15 protein-coding genes and 3 tRNA genes are annotated in these 18,493 nt (G+C 72.6%); 9 read left to right on the top strand and 9 right to left on the bottom strand.

Annotated features, from left to right (window positions below):
• Window positions 1-47: 47 nt before the first annotated feature.
• Window positions 48-785, bottom strand: a complete 738-nt coding sequence (locus tag ACFYPM_RS25830) for a lysophospholipid acyltransferase family protein (RefSeq protein WP_387201874.1) — start codon at window positions 783-785, stop codon at window positions 48-50.
• 127 nt (window positions 786-912) lie between these two features.
• Here ACFYPM_RS25830 and cofC point away from each other — a divergent pair, with 127 nt between their 5' ends.
• From cofC to ACFYPM_RS25855, 5 genes are read left to right on the top strand one after another with little or no spacing between them, the layout of a single operon-like run.
• Window positions 913-1,560 carry a 2-phospho-L-lactate guanylyltransferase gene (gene cofC, locus ACFYPM_RS25835; RefSeq protein ID WP_387201877.1) on the top strand — a complete coding sequence of 216 codons (648 nt, stop codon included), beginning with the start codon at window positions 913-915 and terminating at the stop codon, window positions 1,558-1,560.
• A 36-nt stretch (window positions 1,561-1,596) separates the two neighbouring features.
• Window positions 1,597-1,794: a cold-shock protein gene (locus ACFYPM_RS25840; RefSeq protein WP_030335323.1), complete on the top strand. Its 198-nt coding sequence runs from the start codon at window positions 1,597-1,599 to the stop codon at window positions 1,792-1,794.
• A gap of 54 nt (window positions 1,795-1,848) precedes the next feature.
• Window positions 1,849-4,209, top strand: a complete 2,361-nt coding sequence (locus tag ACFYPM_RS25845; RefSeq protein WP_387201880.1) for an RNA degradosome polyphosphate kinase — start codon at window positions 1,849-1,851, stop codon at window positions 4,207-4,209.
• A 24-nt stretch (window positions 4,210-4,233) separates the two neighbouring features.
• Window positions 4,234-5,754, top strand: coding sequence for a CHAD domain-containing protein (locus ACFYPM_RS25850; RefSeq protein WP_387201883.1), 1,521 nt, complete (start codon window positions 4,234-4,236; stop codon window positions 5,752-5,754).
• Window positions 5,742-6,620, top strand: coding sequence for an NUDIX domain-containing protein (locus ACFYPM_RS25855; protein ID WP_387201886.1), 879 nt, complete (start codon window positions 5,742-5,744; stop codon window positions 6,618-6,620). The genes ACFYPM_RS25850 and ACFYPM_RS25855 overlap by 13 nt, the downstream gene beginning before the upstream one ends.
• Window positions 6,621-6,727: 107 nt before the next feature.
• Here the strand turns inward: ACFYPM_RS25855 and ACFYPM_RS25860 are convergent, their stop codons facing one another.
• The 4 genes from ACFYPM_RS25860 to leuC all read right to left on the bottom strand — a co-directional run bounded on the left by ACFYPM_RS25860 (window position 6,728) and on the right by leuC (window position 11,835).
• Window positions 6,728-8,779, bottom strand: coding sequence for an endonuclease/exonuclease/phosphatase family protein (locus tag ACFYPM_RS25860; protein WP_387201889.1), 2,052 nt, complete (start codon window positions 8,777-8,779; stop codon window positions 6,728-6,730).
• Window positions 8,780-8,921: 142 nt separating this feature from the next.
• Window positions 8,922-9,614, bottom strand: coding sequence for an HU family DNA-binding protein (locus ACFYPM_RS25865; RefSeq protein ID WP_387201892.1), 693 nt, complete (start codon window positions 9,612-9,614; stop codon window positions 8,922-8,924).
• A gap of 173 nt (window positions 9,615-9,787) precedes the next feature.
• Window positions 9,788-10,375: a 3-isopropylmalate dehydratase small subunit gene (gene leuD / locus ACFYPM_RS25870; RefSeq protein WP_357250557.1), complete on the bottom strand. Its 588-nt coding sequence runs from the start codon at window positions 10,373-10,375 to the stop codon at window positions 9,788-9,790.
• Window positions 10,376-10,389: 14 nt separating this feature from the next.
• Entirely contained in the window at window positions 10,390-11,835 is a 1,446-nt protein-coding gene (gene leuC / locus ACFYPM_RS25875) for a 3-isopropylmalate dehydratase large subunit (protein ID WP_387201896.1), read from the bottom strand.
• 49 nt (window positions 11,836-11,884) lie between these two features.
• Between leuC and ACFYPM_RS25880 the strand changes: the two genes are divergently transcribed.
• Window positions 11,885-12,571, top strand: a complete 687-nt coding sequence (locus tag ACFYPM_RS25880) for an IclR family transcriptional regulator (RefSeq protein ID WP_110562481.1) — start codon at window positions 11,885-11,887, stop codon at window positions 12,569-12,571.
• A 220-nt stretch (window positions 12,572-12,791) separates the two neighbouring features.
• Here the strand turns inward: ACFYPM_RS25880 and ACFYPM_RS25885 are convergent.
• The 4 genes from ACFYPM_RS25885 to ACFYPM_RS25900 form a co-directional block, all read right to left on the bottom strand.
• Window positions 12,792-12,864, bottom strand: a tRNA-Glu gene (locus ACFYPM_RS25885).
• A gap of 151 nt (window positions 12,865-13,015) precedes the next feature.
• A tRNA-Glu gene (locus ACFYPM_RS25890) sits at window positions 13,016-13,088 on the bottom strand.
• A gap of 135 nt (window positions 13,089-13,223) precedes the next feature.
• A tRNA-Gln gene (locus ACFYPM_RS25895) sits at window positions 13,224-13,295 on the bottom strand.
• Between the two features lie 108 nt (window positions 13,296-13,403).
• A complete protein-coding gene (locus ACFYPM_RS25900) occupies window positions 13,404-14,207 on the bottom strand; it encodes a fumarylacetoacetate hydrolase family protein (protein ID WP_357250563.1) in 804 nt (267 codons plus the stop codon).
• 172 nt (window positions 14,208-14,379) lie between these two features.
• Here ACFYPM_RS25900 and ACFYPM_RS25905 point away from each other — a divergent pair, with 172 nt between their 5' ends.
• The 3 genes from ACFYPM_RS25905 (at window position 14,380) to ACFYPM_RS25915 (ending at window position 18,483) form a co-directional block, all read left to right on the top strand.
• Window positions 14,380-15,867 (top strand): hypothetical protein, encoded by a 1,488-nt coding sequence (locus ACFYPM_RS25905; protein WP_387201900.1) that lies wholly within the window; start codon window positions 14,380-14,382, stop codon window positions 15,865-15,867.
• A gap of 35 nt (window positions 15,868-15,902) precedes the next feature.
• Window positions 15,903-16,769: a 3-methyladenine DNA glycosylase gene (locus ACFYPM_RS25910; RefSeq protein ID WP_387201903.1), complete on the top strand. Its 867-nt coding sequence runs from the start codon at window positions 15,903-15,905 to the stop codon at window positions 16,767-16,769.
• 430 nt (window positions 16,770-17,199) lie between these two features.
• Window positions 17,200-18,483 (top strand): MFS transporter, encoded by a 1,284-nt coding sequence (locus ACFYPM_RS25915; RefSeq protein ID WP_387201906.1) that lies wholly within the window; start codon window positions 17,200-17,202, stop codon window positions 18,481-18,483.
• The last annotated feature ends 10 nt before the right edge of the window (window positions 18,484-18,493 follow it).

Below are 18,493 nucleotides of genomic sequence, written 5' to 3' on the forward strand. Positions count from 1 at the left end.
GGAGCGCGTCGGGGCGGCCCCGGTGCCGGAGTTGACGCTTCGCCCGTTCACGCCGCTTCGCCCTGCTGCTCGCGCCCGCCGGAGGACCGGGCCGGTCGCTCCCACAGCGGCGGCGGGGTGCCGCCGCGGACCTCGCCGAGCATGTCCCGCAGCCGCAACATGATGGTGTCCGTCATCTCCTCGAGGGTGACCCGGGTCGGCTGGGCATCCGCCCACCGGCTCAGGTCGATCGGTTCCCCGGCGACAACTGTCACCGGAATCCGGGGGCGCGGGTTGACGCGGCTGGTCCGGGGGTCGAAGAGCCGCTCCGGTCCCCACATCACCACCGGTACGACGGGAGCGCCGGTGGCCAGGGCCAGCCGAGCGGCACCGGTCTTGGCTCTCATCGGCCACAGCTCGGGCTGCCGGGTGGTGGTGCCCTCCGGGTAGATCACCACGGCGCCTCCCTGGTCGAGCGCGGCGACCAGGGAGTCCAGTGAGCGGACGGCGTCGGCGCTGCCCCGCTCGACCGGGATCTGCCGGCACCGGTGCAGGATCCACCCGACCACCGGCACCCGGAAGACGCTGGCCTTGCCCAGGTACTGCGGCCAGCGCCCGGAGTCGTAGATGAAGTGCGCGGAGACCAGCGGGTCGGCGTGCGAGATGTGGTTCGCGACAATGATCATGCCGCCGTCGCGTCGAAGGTGCTCCTGGCCACGCCAGGTCCGCCGCGTCCAGACGGTCATCACCGGCTTCACCAGCCCCACGGCGAACCATTGCCAGAACCCCAGCCTCCGCCGTGCCACTCTGCCTCCTCGTCGCGCCCCAACCCGCCGCGAAACCCCGCCCGCGACACCCGCAGCGGAAATCATGCCTGCTCGCCCCCGGTACGGCCAGCGAGGGTCCCGCCGTCGGGCTGGCAGGATTGCGGGCGTGAGTCAGCCGAGGTGGGCCGTGGTGGTGCCGGTGAAGCATCTGGCGGCGGCCAAGAGCCGGCTGCGGGGGGCTCTGCCGGGCGTACCCCACGAGGAGCTGGCGCTGGCCCTGGCGGCCGACACGCTCCGCGCGGTGCTGGCCTGCCCGGCGGTCGCCGAGGCCCTGGTGGTGACCGACGACGACCGGGTGGCGGCGGCGGCGCGGGCCGCCGGCGCGCGGGTGCTGCCCGACGAGCCGGCCGCCGGACTGAATGCCGCGTTCCGGCACGGCGCGGCCGGAACGACCACCGGGTGGGTGGCCGGGCTCACGGCGGACCTGCCGGCGCTGCGCCCGGCCGAGCTGGCCGGGGCGCTGCTCGCGGCGCAGAACGGGCGAGAGGTGGTACGCCGTTTCGTGCCCGACGCGCCGGGCACCGGCACCGTGCTGCTCACCGCGCCGCCGGCGGTACCGCTGGACCCCCGCTTCGGGGTGGGCTCGGCGCTCGCGCACACGGCGAGCGGGGCGCTGCCACTCAGCGGCGACTGGCCCAGCCTGCGCCGGGACGTGGACACCGCCGCGGACCTGACCGCCGCCGCCCGGCTCGGGCTGGGGCCGAACACCGCCGCGCTGGTCACCGCCGACCGCCCGGCCCGCTCGGCGGGCTGACCCGCCCGGGCTGACCGCCGGGTGTACGGTGCCAGCATGCAGGGCACGGTGGCCAGCTATGACGCGGCGACGCGCAGCGGTGTCCTGCTGCTCGACGACGGCACCGAGATGCGCTTCCCCGCCCGGGCCTTCGACGCCTCCGGGCTGCGGCTGCTCCGGCTCGGCCAGCGGGTTCGCATCGACACCGATCCCGACGGAGAGGTCGTCCGGGTGACATTGCCGACGATGATCTGAGCCGGCGAGCCCAAGTTCATTTTGCGTTAACCGTAATCGGGTGATTATGAGCGGGTGAGTACCCCTCGCGAGCACCCGGCCCACCCGCCCGCCACCGACCTCCGCAACGGCTCCCGTACGCGCGGCACCGACGGCCGCTTCCGCCCGACCCGTGCCGAACGGGCCGGCGCCGCCCGCGCCGACACCCTCGCCGACGATCCCGGCGCCGCCTCGTCCGGGCTGGACGAGGTCCTCGACCCCGGACCGACCGTCGAGGCCACCGGCCCGACCGCCGGGGGCGTCCACCAGGTCCTTCCGAACGACCTGCCGACCGGCGCCGGCGACGAGGCCGAGGACGACACGCCGCCGACGCCGCTGCCGGAGGACCGGTTCCTCAACCGGGAGCTGTCCTGGCTCGACTTCAACGCCCGGGTGCTCACCCTGGCCGAGGACCCGCGCACCCCGCTGCTGGAACGGGCCAAGTTCCTGGCGATCTTCGCCAGCAACCTGGACGAGTTCTACATGGTGCGGATCGCCGGGCTGAAGCGGCGGCTCTCCGCCGGCCTGCCCGTACGCGGCGGGGACCGGCTGCCGCTGCGGACCCAGTTGGAGCTGATCGCCGAGCGCACCGGGGCACTGGGTGCCCGCCACGCCGCCTGCTTCGTCGACGATGTGCTGCCCAGGCTGGCCGACGAGGGCATCCGCATCCTGCGCTGGGCTGAGCTGGGCGACCCGGAGCGGGAACGCCTGCGCACCTACTTCCGGGAGCACATCTTCCCGGTGCTGACCCCGCTCGCGGTGGACCCGGCGCACCCGTTCCCGTACATCTCGGGGCGCTCGCTGAACCTGGCGGTGGCCGTTCGCGACCCCGATGGCGGTTCGGAGCTGTTCGCCCGGGTGAAGGTGCCCAACAACGTCCCCCGCTTCGTCCGCGTGGACCGGGACCAGCCGGGCGTGCGGATGCTGCCGGTGGAGGACCTGATCTCGGTGCACCTGGGCCAGCTGTTCAGCGGCATGCAGGTGGTCGAGTGCCACCTGTTCCGGGTCACCCGCAACGCCGAGGTGGAGGTCGACGAGGACCGCGACGAGGACCTGTTGCAGGCCCTGGAACGGGAACTGGCCCGGCGGCGGTTCGGCCCGCCGGTGCGCCTGGAGGTGGCCGCGTCCATCTCCGACCACGTGCTGGAGCTGCTCGTCCGCGAGTTGGACATGGACGACCAGGACGTCCTGCGGGTGCCCGGCCTGCTGGACCTGTCCGCGCTGTGGCAGGTCTACGGCGAGGCCGACCGGCCGGACCTCAAGGACCCGCCGTTCGTGCCGGCCACCCACCCCCGGCTCGCCGAGGGCGAGGTGCCGCGCAGCGTCTTCGCCACCCTGCGCGACGGGGACATCCTGGTGCACCACCCGTACCACTCGTTCGCCACCAGCGTGCAGCGCTTCATCGAGCAGGCGGCCGCCGACCCGAACGTGCTGGCCATCAAACAGACCCTGTACCGCACCAGCGGCGACTCCCCGATCGTCGACGCGTTGGTCGACGCGGCCGCCGCCGGCAAGCAGGTGGTGGTGCTGGTGGAGGTGAAGGCCCGCTTCGACGAGGTGGCCAACATCGGCTGGGCCCGCACGCTGGAACGCGCCGGGTGCCACGTGGTGTACGGCCTGGTCGGCCTGAAGACGCACTGCAAGACCGCGCTGGTGGTCCGCCAGGAGGGCAACCAGATCCGCCGTTACTGCCACATCGGCACCGGCAACTACCACCCGAAGACCGCCCGACTGTACGAGGACTTCGGCATGCTCACCGCCGACCCGGAGATCGGCGCGGACCTCACCGACCTGTTCAACGTCCTCACCGGCTACAGCCGGCAGACCGCGTACCGGCGGTTGCTGGTCGCCCCGCAGGGCATACGCAGCGGGCTCGTCGAGCGGATCGAGCGGGAGATCTCGCACGTTCGACTGGGCATGCCCGGCCTGGTCCAGTTCAAGGTCAACTCGCTGGTCGACGAGGGGATCACCGACGCGCTGTACCGGGCCTCCCAGGCCGGCGTCCACGTCGACCTGCTCATCCGGGGCATGTGCACGCTGCGTCCCGGGGTGCCCGGGCTGTCGGAGAACATCCGCGTCCGCTCGATCCTCGGCCGCTTCCTGGAGCACTCGCGGGTCTTCCGGTTCGGCAACAACGGCGAGGCCGAGTTCTGGATGGGTTCGGCCGACCTGATGCACCGCAACCTGGACCGTCGGGTGGAGGCGCTGGTGCAGGTGACCGACCCGATCGCCCGAGCCGAGCTGGATCACGTGCTCACGGCCGCGATGAGCCCCGACGTGGACGCGTTCGAGCTGGCCGGTGACGGCAGCTGGACCCGGCGGACCAGCGCCGACGACAACGCCCGGGCGCATCTGCAGGAACTGCTGTTGCGCCGCGTCGGTGGCACGGCCGGCTGACCGATCAACGCATAGGCTGGGCTGATGGTCGAGGAGGAGCAGAAATACGAGGTGGACGACGCCTACGTGCTGCCGGATCTGGCCGCCACGGCCCCGGCCGGGGGTCGGGTCCGGGCGCTGCCAGCGGTGACGCTCGTCGCCCGTTATCTCGACACCGTCGACCTGCGGCTGGCCCGCGCCGGCGCCTCACTGCGTCACCGCAAGGGCGACGAGCTGCCCTGGACGGTGAAGTTGCCGACCGGGACGCCGGGCGTCCGGCACGAGATCTCCCGCCCGGGGCCGAAGGGGCAGCCACCACCGGAGTTGGTGGAGCTGGTCACCGTCCTGCACCGAGGTGCGCCGCTGGCCCCGGTGACGGTGGTGCGGACGGTCCGGCACGCGTACGAGGTGTGCGACAAGGCCGGCACCGTGCTGGCCGAGGTGGTGGACGACCGGGTGACCGTGCTGGACGACTCCGGCGCCACCACCGAGACGTTCCGCGAGCTGGAGGTGGAACGCAAGGGCGGCGACCGCGAGCTGCTCGACCGCGTCGGGGCGGTGCTGCGGGAGTCGGGCGCCCAGGGCGGGTCGTTCACCCCGAAGCACGTACGGGCGCTGGGCGCGACGGCGCAGGCCGATCCGGACCTGGTCGCGCCGGCCGGGCTGACCGCCGAGGCGAGCGCGGGCGACGTGGTGACCGAAGCGGTCCGCAAGGAGATCCGCCGGCTGCTGGCGCACGACCCCCTGGTCCGGCTGCGCGCCCCGGCCGGCGGTGGAGACACCGCCGTGCACCAGATGCGGGTGGCCTGTCGACGCCTGCGCAGTGATCTGCGCACCTTCAAGCCGCTCATCCGCAAGACCTGGTCCCGCCCGCTGCGCGACGAGCTGCGGTGGCTGGCCGGTGTCCTCGGCGCGGCCCGCGACGCCGAGGTGCTGCGCAAGCGGTTGCGGGACACCGCCAGCGCCGATCCGCTCAGCCCTCTCGACCAGGGCGCGGTGGACCGGCTGGACGAGGTACTCGCCCAACGGCAGGGGCAGGCGCTCGCCGCCATCGACGAGGCGATGCGCTGCCCGCGCTACCTGGCCCTGGTGGACGCTCTGGTGCTGGCCGCCCGCGCGCCCCGGCTCACCCGCGCGGCGGCTGCGCCCGCGGCGGAGGCGTTGCCCGCGCTGGTGGCCCGGCCCTGGCGGCGGCTGACCGGGCCGGACGGCGTCGACGGGCTCGACGCCCAGTCGCCGGACGAGCGCTGGCACGCCGTTCGCAAGGAGGGCAAACAGACCCGGTACGCGGTGAACGCGGTGGCGACGACCGTCGGCAGGGGCGCGCGCCGGCTGTCCCGCGCCCTGGCCGGTGTGCAGGACGTGCTCGGCGAGCACCAGGACGCGGCAGTGGCGGCGGACACCTGGCTGGAGATCGCCGCCGAGCGGCCGGACGACCACGAGCTGGCGGTCACCGCGGGGCGGCTGGCCGAGCGGGAACGCCTGTCGGTACGCCGGATGCGGGACCTCTTCCCGGCCGCCTGGCGCCGGGCCACCCGACGGCGGCGGACCAGTTGGCTGCCGTGATCGGCATCCGGGCGGCGGGCGGGGTGGCCTGGCGGCCGACCCCCGAGGGCGTACGCGTCTGCGTGGTGCACCGCCCCCGCTACGGCGACTGGACGCTACCGAAGGGCAAGCTGGAGTCGGGTGAGCACGCGCTGGCCGCGGCCGTACGCGAGGTCGCCGAGGAGGCCGACGTCCGGGGCGTACCGCAGGTGCGGCTGCCGTCGGTGCGGTACCGCAGCGAGGGGCAGGACAAGCTCGTCGACTACTGGTCGATGCTCGCGGTGGCCCGCGGCGGTTTCCAACCGAACACCGAGGTGGACGACATTCGGTGGCTCGCGGTGGACGACGCGATCCAGTTGGTCAGCTACCCGCACGACGCCGAGGTGCTGGCGGCGTTCGCCGCGCTGCCGGCGGTCACCGCGACTGTCGCGCTGGTCCGGCACGCGCACGCCGGTAAGCGGGCCACCTGGTCCGGCCCGGACGTCGGCCGCCCCCTGGACGCCAAGGGATGGGCGCAGGCGGCCGCGCTGGCTGATCTGGTGGCCCTGATCCGACCGGCCCGGCTGGTGTCGGCGTCACCGCGACGCTGCGTGCAGACACTGGACCCGGCCGCCGCGCTGCTCGACCTGCCGATCGAGATCTGCGGCGACCTGGACGAGCCACAGCCCGGCCAGCAGGCCGACGAGCAGATCCTCGCCACCGCCGCGAGGCTGCTGGAGTTGGCCACCGCCGGTGGGCAGGCGGCGGTGTGCAGCCAGGGCAAGGTGCTGCCGGGTGCCCTGCAACGGTTGACCGGCCGCACCGACGAGGACTTCAGCACCCCCAAGGGCGGCGGTTGGCTGCTCGCCTTCGGCGGCGACCGGCTGCTCGCCGCCGACCGCCTGTAGCGCCCGCGTCGCACCGCGCACCCTCGATCGTTGGCGGTCAAGCAACTCGACACGCCGAGCACCACCCTGCTGCGCTGCCACCGATCGCCGCTACTCCAGCGCGTCCGTCACCGGGGCGGAAGGGTCAGGGTCACCGCCACCGGCAGATGGTCACTGGCCGTGCTACGCGGCGCCACCGGGTCGCTGGGGGTCAGGCCGGGCGAGACGAAGACGTGGTCGATCTGCTCACGCGGGTCGTCCGCCGGGCTGGTGGCCAGTGGCCGGGCAGCCGCCAACGCGTCGACCAGGCCCACGGCCTCGAACTGTCCGAACGCCTCGTCGCCCGGCTCGGTGTTGAGGTCACCCGCCACCACCAGCGGCCCGCCGGCCGCGTACCCGGTGGCGAAGTCGGCGACCGCGCGGGCCTGGACCACCGGACCCCGCCCGGGTGGAGGTTGCAGGTGGGTGCTCACCACAGCGGTGCGGACGCCGTCACCGAGGTCAAGCGTGACGGCGAGCGCCTGCGCGCCGGTGGGTGCCCCGACGGCCGGCAGGGCAAGGGTCCGCGGATCGGTGACCGGCCAACGGCTGAGCACCGCGTCGCCCCAGACCGGGTCGGCGGCCGGCCCGAAGACGTACGACATGCCGAGCCGGTCGGCCAGTAGGTCCAGGGTGTCGTGCCCACCGTTGAGCAGCCAGGCCCGGTCCACCTCGCTGAGCAACACCACGTCCGGTCGTTGTCCGTCGACGGCGTCGGTGAGCCCGGCCAGGTCCAACCGACCGTCCAGCCCGAAACCCATCCGGATGTTGTACGCCACCACGGTCAGCCGCTCCGGTGGACCCTCCCGGTTGCTGGCGACCGGCACCTCGTCGGCGAGCACCGGCGCCAGCAGGGCCAGCGCGGTGACCGCGCCAGCGGCCCGGAGCGGCGGGAACGGCCCGGGGGTCGGGTCGGCCACGGGACGGGCGGCGAACGCGACCACGGCGACCAGCAGGGCCACCAGCACGGGCACCGAGGCGTTGGGGTAGCCGAGGTCGTAGGCGGAGTAGTACCCGACGGCACCCAGCGCGAAGACGAGCATGCCGGCGGCGGCCGCGTACCCCCGGCGAGCCGCCCACCGCCTGTCGACTCCCTCATCGCCGGCACCGTCAGCCGGGGCGGCAGCCGCGAGACCGGCACTGTCCGCGAGACCGGCACCGTCCGCGAGACCGGCGGCGGTGTCGCTCGTCGGGAGGCTGGCGTCGTCGGTGCGGGCGAGGCAGGCGCCGAGACCGACGGCGGCGAGAAGAATGGCGGGAAGGAGCAGGTCACCCTGGTCGAGGGCGAACAGGACGGCGCCGGCCACCAGCGCCACCGGCCCGTACACTCGGCTCCACCGCTGCGGTCGGGTCAACGCGGTACACAGGAACGCCGCCACCGCCACCGGCACCGGCGCCATGCCGAACAGCGGCGAGCGCGCCACCTCACCACCGACCTGCAGGTATGACATTCCGGTCTCGGCCAGCGCCGGGGAGAGCGCCACCATTCCGGCCAGCAGCAGCGCCGGTCCGGCCAGCAGCCAGGCCCGAACCCCACCGACGCCCGCCCGGCTGCCGAACCGCGCCGCACCGTCCCCGCCGCCGAACCGCGCCGTACCGTCCCCGCCGCCGAACCGCGCCGCACCGTCCCCGCCGCCGAACCGCGCCGTACCGAACAGGAACAGGGCCACCGCGGCGGAGCTGAGCAGCCAGGCCACCCAGTCGCCCCGCCAGACCAGATCGACGGTGTCCAGCACCGCGTGCAGGGCCGCGTTGACCGCGAACCCCAGTGCCAGCCCCGGGACCGGTCGGTCGGTGTCGGTGGCGACGCCGACCAACCAGACGAGCCCGGCGAGCAGCCCGGCGGTGGCCAGCCAGAGCTGCGTACGCCCGCCGGGGGCGGCGGTGAGCGCGAGCCGGGCGACGGCGAGCGCGACGGCGGCGACGACCGTGACCGGGCGGGCGCCGACCCGGCGAACCACCGCGGGTGCGCCAAGCGCGAGCACGAACCAGCCGAGGGCGAACGCGCCCATCAGCTCGGCCGGGGTGGACGCCGCCTGACCGAAGATGGTGATGATGCCGGGCAGCCAGACGCGCAGCACGTCGATGAGGAGGATGACGCCCAGCGCGAGCGTCCCGGTGGTGACCTGGCGGTAGCGCACCGGTGCCCCATTTCGGTGTCGGCGGGGCCGGCGGAGGGGACCGGCACGGCGATTCTGCGCGAGCGCGCCGACCGGGTCAACGGTCTCCCGTACGCCGAAAGGGCATCCACCCACGGGTGGACGCCCTTTCGGAGCTGGTCGGTCAGCGCTTGCTGGCCGCCTTCTTGGCCGGAGCCTTCTTCGCGGGCGCCTTCTTGGCCGCCGTGCTCTTGCTCGCCGTCGCGGTGGTCTTCTTCGCCGCGGTCGACTTGGTCGCCGCGGTGGTCTTCTTCGCCGCGGCGGTGGTCTTCTTGCTGGCGGCCGTCTTGGTCGCCGTGGTGGTCTTGCTCGCCTTGGCCGGGGCGGTCTTCTTGCTGGCGGCCGTCTTGGTCACCGTGGTGGTCTTGCTCGCCTTGGCCGGGGCGGTCTTCTTGCTGGCGGCCGTCTTGGCCGCGGTGGCCTTGGTGCCCGCCGCCTTGGTGCCTGTCGTCTTGGTGCCCGCCGCCTTGGTGCCGGCCGTCTTGGCCGTGGCGGTGGTGGTGGTGGCGGCCTTCTTCGTCGCCACCGTGGCCTTCGGCACCTTGCCGCTGGCCACCATCTCCTTGAACCCGGCGCCGGGGCGGAAGGTCGGGACGGATGTCTTCTTGACCTTCACCGCCTCGCCGGTACGCGGGTTGCGCGCTGTTCGCGCACCACGCACACGCTTTTCGAACGCTCCGAATCCGGTGATCGCCACCTTCTCGCCCTTGGTGACCGCCGCCTGGACCTCGGTGAGGACCGCCTCTAGGGCGTTCGTCGCCGTCTTCCGGTCCCCCAGGCGAACGGCGAGCGCCTCGATGAGCTCGGCCTTGTTCACGACTTCCTCCCGATTGTGCAACTGACTCTTCGCGAGCCATTCTGCGCGCACGTTATGCCCTGTGCTGCCGGGACACAAACATTCGGTAGAAAAAAGCCCTTGTGTCGTAACGGATTCACCCCCACCGGTCGGACCGATGGGGGTGGAATCCGCTGTGCGGCCCGGGCGTACGGCTATGCCACGGAGGGCAGGAACGGCAGTCGTCGGGCCTCGTAGGAGTCGATGTCGGCGACGTTGCGGAGGGTGAGTCCAATGTCGTCGAGGCCTTCCAGCAGCCGCCAGCGGCTGAAGTCGTCAAGCGGGAACGACCAGTTGGCGTCCCCGGCGCGGAGCTGACGGGCGGTGAGGTCGACGGTCACCGGGGTGGTCGGGTCCGACTCGATCAGGTCCCACAGCTCTTCGACGGCTTTCAATTCCAGCTCGACCGGCAACAGACCTTCCTTGAGGGCGTTGCCGCGGAAGATGTCGCCGAAGCGCGGCGCCACCACCGCGCGGAAGCCCCAGTCCCGCAGTGCCCAGACGGCATGCTCCCGGGAGGAGCCGGTGCCGAACTCCGGACCGGCGATCAGGATCGACGCGCCGGAATAGCGCTCATCGTTGAGAACGAATGTCGGGTCTTCCCGCCACGCGCTGAACAACCCGTCGGCGAAGCCCGTACGGGTCACCCGCTTGAGGTACACGGCGGGGATGATCTGATCGGTGTCCACGTTGGACCGACGCAGTGGCACGGCCGTGCCGGTGTGGGTGGTGAACTTGTCCATCTCCTCGGTCCCTTCTACAGGTCGGCGGGGGCGGCCAGTCGGCCGGCCACGGCGGTGGCGGCGGCGACCGGCGGGGAGACCAGGTGGGTACGCCCACCCCGGCCCTGACGGCCCTCGAAGTTGCGGTTCGAGGTGGAGGCCGAGCGCTGGCCCGGCTTCAGCGTGTCGGGGTTCATGCCCAGGCACATGGAGCAGCCGGCGAACCGCCACTCGGCCCCGGCGTCCGCGAAGACCTTGTCCAACCCCTCGGCCTCGGCGGCCTCCCGGACGGCTGCGGAACCGGGCACCACGAGCATCCGAACGCCGTCGGCGACCTGGTGGCCCCGCAGCACGTCGGCGGCGGCCCGCAGGTCCTCCAGGCGGCCGTTGGTGCAGGACCCCACGAAGACCACGTCGATGGGCAGCTCGCGCAGCGGGGTGCCGGGGCGCAGGTCCATGTATTCCAGGGCGCGGCGGGCGGCGGTGCGCTCCGAGTCGGTGACGAAGTCCTCCGGGTCCGGCACCGGCGCGCTCAGCGGCGCCCCCTGACCCGGGTTGGTGCCCCAGGTGACGAACGGGGTGATCCGGCTGGCGTCCAGGGTCACCTCGGCGTCGAAGCTCGCGCCCTCGTCGGTGGGCAGCGTCCGCCACCACGCCAGCGCCGCGTCCCAGTCCGCGCCCCGCGGCGCGTTCGGCCGACCCTTGAGGTACGCGAAGGTGGTCTCGTCCGGCGCGATCATGCCGGCCTTGGCGCCCCACTCGATGGACATGTTGGCGATGGTCATCCGCCCCTCCATGGAGAGGGTCTCGATCGCCTCACCGCGGTACTCGACGATGTGCCCGCGCCCTCCACCGGTGCCGACCTGGGTGATCAGCGCGAGCACCAGGTCCTTGGCGGTGACGCCCGGGGCCAGCCGCCCGGTGACGTTCACGGCCATCGTCTTCGGCCGGCTCTGCGGCAGTGTCTGGGTGGCCAGCACGTGCTCCACCTCGCTGGTGCCGATGCCGAAGGCCAGCGCGCCGAACGCGCCGTGGGTGGCGGTGTGCGAGTCACCGCAGACGATCGTCATGCCCGGCTGGGTGACACCGAGCTGGGGGCCGATCACGTGCACGATGCCCTGGTTGTCGTCGCCGAGCGGGTGCAGCCGCACCCCGAACTCGGCGCAGTTACGCCGCAACGTCTCGATCTGCGTACGCGACGTGGGGTCCTCGATGGTGAGCAGGTCACCACGGCGCAGGCGGAACGCCGGGTCGGCGTACCCGGTCGGGGTGTTGTGGTCCTCGGTCGCGAGGGTCAGGTCGGTACGACGCACCCGGCGACCGGCGAGCCGCAACCCGTCGAACGCCTGCGGGCTGGTCACCTCGTGCAGCAGGTGCAGGTCGATGAAGAGCAGATCCGGCTCACCAGCGGCGGACCGTACGACGTGCGCGTCCCAGACCTTCTCGGCCAGGGTCCTCGGCTCAGGAGTGACTCCCACCATCTGGACATCCTAAATTCTGGGAGGTAAGTTTCGGCTTGTGGGACACAGTATGAGCGGTGTCGGCGTTCTCGACAAGGCGGTCGTCATCCTGGCCGCCTGCGTCGACGGCGCCAGCCTGGCCGAACTCGTCGATCGCACCAAGCTGCCCCGAGCCACCGCACATCGGCTGGCCCAGGCCCTGGAGATACACCGGATGCTGGTGCGGGACACCCAGGGCAGATGGCGCCCCGGCCCCCGCCTCGGCGAGCTGGCCAATGCCGCACCGGACGTTCTGCTGACCGCCGCCGAGCCGTTGCTGGCCGCGCTGCGCGACGCCACCGGCGAGAGCGCACAGCTCTACCTGCGCCGTGCCGACGAGCGGATCTGCGTGGCCGCGGCGGAGCGCGCCAGCGGCCTGCGGGACACCGTTCCGGTCGGCTCGGTGCTGCCGATGACGGCCGGCTCCGCGGCGCAGATCCTGCTCGCCTGGGAGCCGCCGGAGGCGGTGATGCCGCTACTGCCGCGCAGCAAGTTCACCGGCCGCACGCTCGCCGAGGTACGCCGCCGTGGCTGGGCACAGAGCGTCGCCGAGCGGGAGGCCGGTGTGGCGAGCGTCTCCGCCCCGATCCGTGACCGCACCGGGAGGGTGATCGCCTCGGTGAGCATCTCCGGCCCGATCGAGCGCCTGGGTCGCCGCCCCGGCGAACGCCACGCCATGGCCGTAGTAAGAGCCGGCCAACGCCTATCCGGCCTCTAACCCCCACCCCACCCCACCCCACCCGGCCCCTCCCCTCCCACCCGGCCCCTCTGCTCCCACCCGGCCCCTCTGCTCCCACCCGCGGGTGATCAAGAGGTTTGCGTCATGACACGCCGGAGGCGGTGACGCAAAGCTCTTGATCACCGAGGCAGAGGAGGGGTGGGGGTGGGGGGTACGGGAAAGCCCGTCCTGCCGTTGGCGGGACGGGCTTTGGGTGTTGTAGCCCCGACCGGATTCGAACCGGCGCTACCGCCTTGAGAGGGCGGCGTCCTGGGCCACTAGACGACGGGGCCAGAACTTTTCCGTTCACCGCCCTCGCGGGCGGTACGGCTGTAGTCTAGCGGCACCGTCGCACCGGCATGATCGCGGGGTGCGGGGGCACAGCGGGCGGCGCGGAGAAACGAAACAGCCCGCCTCACATGGTGAGACGGGCTGCGCACGGTGTAGCCCCGACCGGATTCGAACCGGCGCTACCGCCTTGAGAGGGCGGCGTCCTGGGCCACTAGACGACGGGGCCAGAACTAACTCTTGCTCCCCCACCCTGGCGGGCGGAGGAGCTGCACTCTACCGAAGACCACTCTCCGTCCCCGAAGGGACGGAGCCGAACTTCGTCAGAATCCAGCGTCTGGAACTCTCGCGAATTCCAGCAGCGCTGGGGTACCAGGACTCGAACCTAGACTAACTGAACCAGAATCAGTCGGGCTGCCAATTACCCCATACCCCATTGGCCCCTTGCGGTGCCGGGGGTGAACTTTACCCTCCCGGTGCCAGCAGGCCAAATCGGATCCCCCCGAAACGCCTGTGAGCTGCGAAAACAGGGGCATCCGACGGATCAGGCGACGGGGACCACCGGGTTGGTGAGCTCGCCGATGCCCTCGATCCGCACAGTGACCGTATCCCCCTCGACGAGCGGGCTAACCCCGGCCGGAGTGCCGGTGAGAACGACGTCGCCGGGCAGCAGAGTCATCACGTGCGAGATGTACGACACCAGACCCACCACGTCGAAGACCATGTCCTTCGTGCGGCCGAGTTGGCGTACCTCCATCTCCTCCGGGTTGCGACCGACCTCACACCGGATCTCCACGTCGGAGACGTCCAGTCCGGTGGTGATCCACGGGCCGATCGGGCAGAAGGAGTCGAAGCCCTTGGCCCGGGTCCACTGCCCGTCCGAGCGCTGGAGGTCCCGCGCGGTGACGTCGTTGGCGCAGGTGTAGCCGAAGATGGCGCGTTCGGCGGCAGCCCGGTCGGCGCGGCGCGCGCCCGGCGCCCCGATGACGACCGCCAACTCCGCCTCGTGCTCGACCTGCTTGGAGAAGATCGGCAGTCGGATGGCGTCCCGGGGGCCGATCACCGAAGTCGAGGGCTTGAGAAAGAGCAGCGGCTCCTTGGGCACGTCGTTGCCGAGTTCGGCGGCGTGGTCGGCGTAGTTGCGGCCGACGCAGACGACCTTGCTGGGCAGGATCGGCGAGAGCAGTCGGACGTCGGAGAGGGCCCAGCGGGCCCCACTGAAGGAGAGGTTGCCGAACGGGTGGCCCTCGATCTCGGCGATGGTCAGGCCCTGCGGCCCGGCCTCTGGTTCGCCTTCGACGGCTCCGAACGACATTCCCTTGGCATGGGCGAAACGAGCGATACGCACCCCGCCAATCTAGCCCCGCCGCCCCCTCGACCGGCCAGGACCGGCCGTCGGGTGTGCGCAACCCGTCAGCGCGGCACCATACCGGGGCTGAAGGTGACCGGGGTGGGGTTCGCGGCTTCGTACCCGCACGGAGGCAGCGCGCCCCTAGCGTCGGCTCCGGAGGTTCGTTCGTATGCCTGCATCGACACGACACCACAGAGCCCTCGCAGTGTTCGTGCACTGCCTCGGCATCCTCGCCGCCGTGCCGGCCCTGCCGGCAGCGGCGCCGGAGGCGTCGGCCGCGCCGCGACCACCGGCCGCGACGGCCCGACCGCCGGCCGCCACCTCGCGACCACCGGACGCCACCGCACGACCACCGGGCGGCGCGACCCGACCGAGCGCCGCGCCGACCGGGGTGCCGACGGCCGCGCCGGCGCGGACCGCGCACCCACCGGTCGCGGTGGTCGCGTGGATGTCCGCCGAGCCCACCCCGCCGTCGGCGCCACCGGCGGTGGCGCCACCGTCCCGGGCGCCCGCGTCGGCGCCCCCGCAGCAGGTCACGGTGGCGGTCGCGCCGGAGAGCAGCCCCGCACCGAAGTACCGGATCCAGGTGCGCAACGTGGGCAACGCACCGGTGGACACCACCGTGCGGCAGGAGCTGCCGCCCGGGTCGTCGCCGACCGCGATCAGCGCCGGTGGCCGGTCCACCCAGGCGGGCGGGTCCAGCACCGAGGTGACCTGGCGGTTGAGACTGCCGGCACACACCAGCGCCACGCTGGGCACCGCGCTCGCCACGACCGCGCCCGGCCGGCCACTGACCGCGCCGGCCTGCGCGTTCACGAGTGACGGCACCCGGCCGTACGACTGCGCCACGGCCACCTGGAACGCGGCGGCCGCCCCTGCGGCCGAGGTCACCGACGCGCCGCCGTGGCGCCGGTACCCGGTGCTGCTCGCCGGACTGGCGGTCCTGCTGCTGATCAGCGCCGCTCTGGTGTGGGTGTGGCGACGTCGGCGCGCGGGCCGGGTCACGGCCACCGCGCTCGCCAGCCGGGGCGGACCCCCCGACGGTGGTCGCGGAACGATCTACCCGCGCCCGGCAGCTCCGGGTGCGACGCGGCGTCCGCGTACCCCGCCGGTCTGGTTGTTGGTGGGTGCGGCCGTGGCGGTACTCGCCGGCGTCGTCGGCACCGCGGGCTGGACGGCGACCCGGCGGGTCTCGGCGATCGACACGCAGAAGCAGCCCACCAGCGGCGCGTGGACGGGGACCGGGGTCACCGGGCCGGTGGGGGTGCCCCTTCGCGAGTCGGCGTTCGAGTTCACCGTGTACCGGATGTCGTGCGGAGCGCCCGGCACCGCCGGTGGGGGCGACGGCGGAGGTGCCGCGCCGGCCAACGGCCGGCGCTGCCAGGCCACCGTGGGTGTCCGCAACGTCACCGGGGACCACCAACCCTGGCACGGCCAACTGCAACGGGCGTACCTGCCCGGTGGGCGCTGGGTGAGCACCGACGAGTCGGCCACCCGGGCGGCCAATCTGGGTCGGGACATCTTCGCCGACCCGATGGCCGCGGGCAGTCGGATGGTGCTGCCGCTGGTCTTCACCGTCGACGGACGGGACCCGCCGCAGCAGTTGGAGCTGCGCAGTGGGGTGTTCTCCGCGGGTGTGCGGGTGCACATGCCCTGACCCGGTGCACGGGCGGCGGTCGTACCCTGGGGTGCGTGACCGCCGCCCTCGCCCCCGCCGTGCTCGACGTGGCGCAGTGGCAGGCCCGGCGGCGCGCCCACGAGGAGCGGGCGGACGTCTGGCTGACCCCGCACCTGGCCCGCCGACGGCGCGGTGAGCGGCATCCGGTGGCCGACTTCCTGTTCACCTACTACTCGCACCGCCCGGCCCAGCTCCGTCGCTGGCATCCGGGCGCCGGGGTCGAGCTGCGCGATGCCGATCCGGCCGAGTTCGGCCGGGACTACCGCGCCACCACCGCCGGGGTCACCCTCGACACCGAGGGCGTACGCGCGCAGCGCGGCGAGTTGATCGCCTGGATCCGCTCCCTGCTGGCGGCCACCGCGGGGCGGGCGCCGCACTTCGGCTGCTTCGGGATGCACGAGTGGGCGATGGTCTACCGGCAGACCCACGAGGAGGTGCGGCACAACGCCTGGCCGCTGCGGCTGACCCCGGAGCGGACCGCCGCCGTCGTCGAGGAGCGGGGCGTGCGGTGCAGCCACTTCGACGCGTTCCGGTTCTTCACGCCGCCGGCCCGGCCGTTGAACCTGCTCACCCCGACCCGGGAGACGCAGCACGCGCACGAGCAGCCGGGCTGCCTGCACGCCAACATGGACCTGTACAAGTGGGCCTACAAGTTGTCGCCGCTGGTGCCGTCCGAACTGGTCGCGGACTGCTTCGAGCTGGCCCGGGACATCCGCACGCTGGACATGCGGGCCAGCCCGTACGACCTGGCGGCACTTGGTTACCCCGCGGTGCGGGTGGAGACCGCCGACGGGCGGGCGGAGTACGCCGCCGCGCAGCGCGGATTCGCCGAGCGGGCCGCCGTGCTGCGCGACCGACTGCTCGCCGCCGTCCCGGTCTAGTCGCAACGCCGTTCGGTTAGGCGGTTAGGCGTGGTGTCAAGGCGTGTCCAGGACGTAGAGCAGCGGAGCTCCGGCATAAAGGGCGATCACTCTAGGACGCCCCTGAACCTGGAGCTCCGCTGGCTGATCAGATTGCCATCACCCGGACGGTGACGGTAGCGGCGGGCGAACGGCCTTGGATCCAGTCGTCAACGCCCGGGATGGCGGCGTGGCCATCGCTGATCCCCTGCTTCTGCTGGCGCCCACGTTCGCCGGGGTCGTCGTGGCGTTCGCGGCCGCCGCCCACTTCTTCCGCTGGGGGCCTCGACGGTGAGGTTTGAGTTGACCCCGTCGCGAGGACGAGCTTCACCGTTCTGGCCGCAGATGACGGTGTCGTTGGCCACTGAAAGTCTGGCCTGGTTAAACTTCTGTACCGAACGGAATGGAACTCGTGGCGGTGCGGTTGTCCTCCTGCGCCGGCCGCTGTCGGAACAGCCGTCAGCAGGCAAAGCCGGGTGCCGCAGCTAGGAAGGTCGCGATGTCTGACACAAAGGCGCTCGACGCGCCGGATTCCCACCGGCCAGCTCCGCCCTCCTCGTGGGCCGGAGTCGTCTCGCTGAGCCTCGGATTGTTCGCGCTCGTGATGGCGGAATTCCTGCCGGCCAGCCTGTTGCCGCGCATCGCCGAGGACCTCGGCGTGACCGAGGGCACCGCAGGGCAATCCGTGACGGTAACCGCCATCGGCGCCGGGTTCGCGGGACTGTTCCTGCCGGTCGCCCTGCGGCGAGCGGATCGGCGTCATGTGATCCTCGGCCTCATGGCCGTCGCCGTGCTCGCCAACCTGGTCGTCGTCGTGGCACCCAATTTCGCCGTCCTGCTCGTCGGCCGTTTGCTGGCCGGCATGGCGGTGGGCGGGTTCTGGGCGCTGGCGATCGCGATGACGGCGCGGCTTGTGCGGAGTCATCACCTCGGCCGCGCCATGACCGTCGTCAACGCGGGTCCGGCGGTGGCGACCATCGTGGCCGTCCCCCTCGGCGCCGGGCTCGGTGAGCTGTGGGGATGGCGGGAGGTGTTCCTGCTCGCCGCCGCTGCCGCGGCGCTCGCTCTTCTGGCTCAGGGCTTCGTGCTGCCGCGCGTCGCGTCGGCGTCGTCGAGCGGGCTCCGAGCTCTCGGTTCCACCTTGCGCTCGGGAGTTCTCGTGGCCGGACTGTCGGCGATCCTGCTGATCGCGGCCGGCCAGTTCACCGGGTTCACTTACATCCGGCCCGCAGCCGAGGACGTGTCCGGGATCGACCCCGGTGGGCTCACCGTGCTGTTGCTCGTCTATGGGATCGCGAACGTTCTCGGCACTGCGGCAAGTGGCTCTCTGGTCGACCGTTCGCTGCGGATCGCCGCCCTGGTCTTTCCCGGGGTGGCCGGCGTCGGCATGCTGGCCCTCGTCGCCACCGGGGGTTCGACGGCGGGGTTGTTCGTCGCTGCCGCGTTGTGGGGCTTCGGCTTCGGCGGAGTTCCGACCACCGCACAGACGTGGGGTGTCCGGGCCGAACCCGCGCGGCTCGAACAGGTGGGCGGGCTGATGGTGACCGTCTTCCAGCTTGCGATCGCCTTGGGCGCGATCGGTGGCGGTCTGCTCGTGGACGGCGTCCGGGCCTCCGCCCCGCTGATCGCCGGTGGCATCGCGGCGATCAGCGGCGGGATGCTGCTCGCCGCCGCGCGCCCGCGAGGTGGCGCCTAGAACGATGGAT

The sequence above is a fragment of the Micromonospora sp. NPDC005203 genome (assembly GCF_042872705.1).
Classification (GTDB): Bacteria; Actinomycetota; Actinomycetes; order Mycobacteriales; family Micromonosporaceae; genus Micromonospora.

Excerpts from the sequence above, each read along its gene's own strand:
- leuD (WP_357250557.1), bottom strand. The coding sequence starts at position 10,375 with ATGGACAAGTTCACCACCCACACCGGCACGGCCGTGCCACTGCGTCGG.
- ACFYPM_RS25840 (WP_030335323.1), top strand. The coding sequence starts at position 1,597 with ATGCAGGGCACGGTGGCCAGCTATGACGCGGCGACGCGCAGCGGTGTC.
- ACFYPM_RS25880 (WP_110562481.1), top strand. The coding sequence starts at position 11,885 with ATGAGCGGTGTCGGCGTTCTCGACAAGGCGGTCGTCATCCTGGCCGCC.
- ACFYPM_RS25905 (WP_387201900.1), top strand. The coding sequence starts at position 14,380 with ATGCCTGCATCGACACGACACCACAGAGCCCTCGCAGTGTTCGTGCAC.
- ACFYPM_RS25850 (WP_387201883.1), top strand. The coding sequence starts at position 4,234 with ATGGTCGAGGAGGAGCAGAAATACGAGGTGGACGACGCCTACGTGCTG.
- leuC (WP_387201896.1), bottom strand. The coding sequence starts at position 11,835 with ATGGTGGGAGTCACTCCTGAGCCGAGGACCCTGGCCGAGAAGGTCTGG.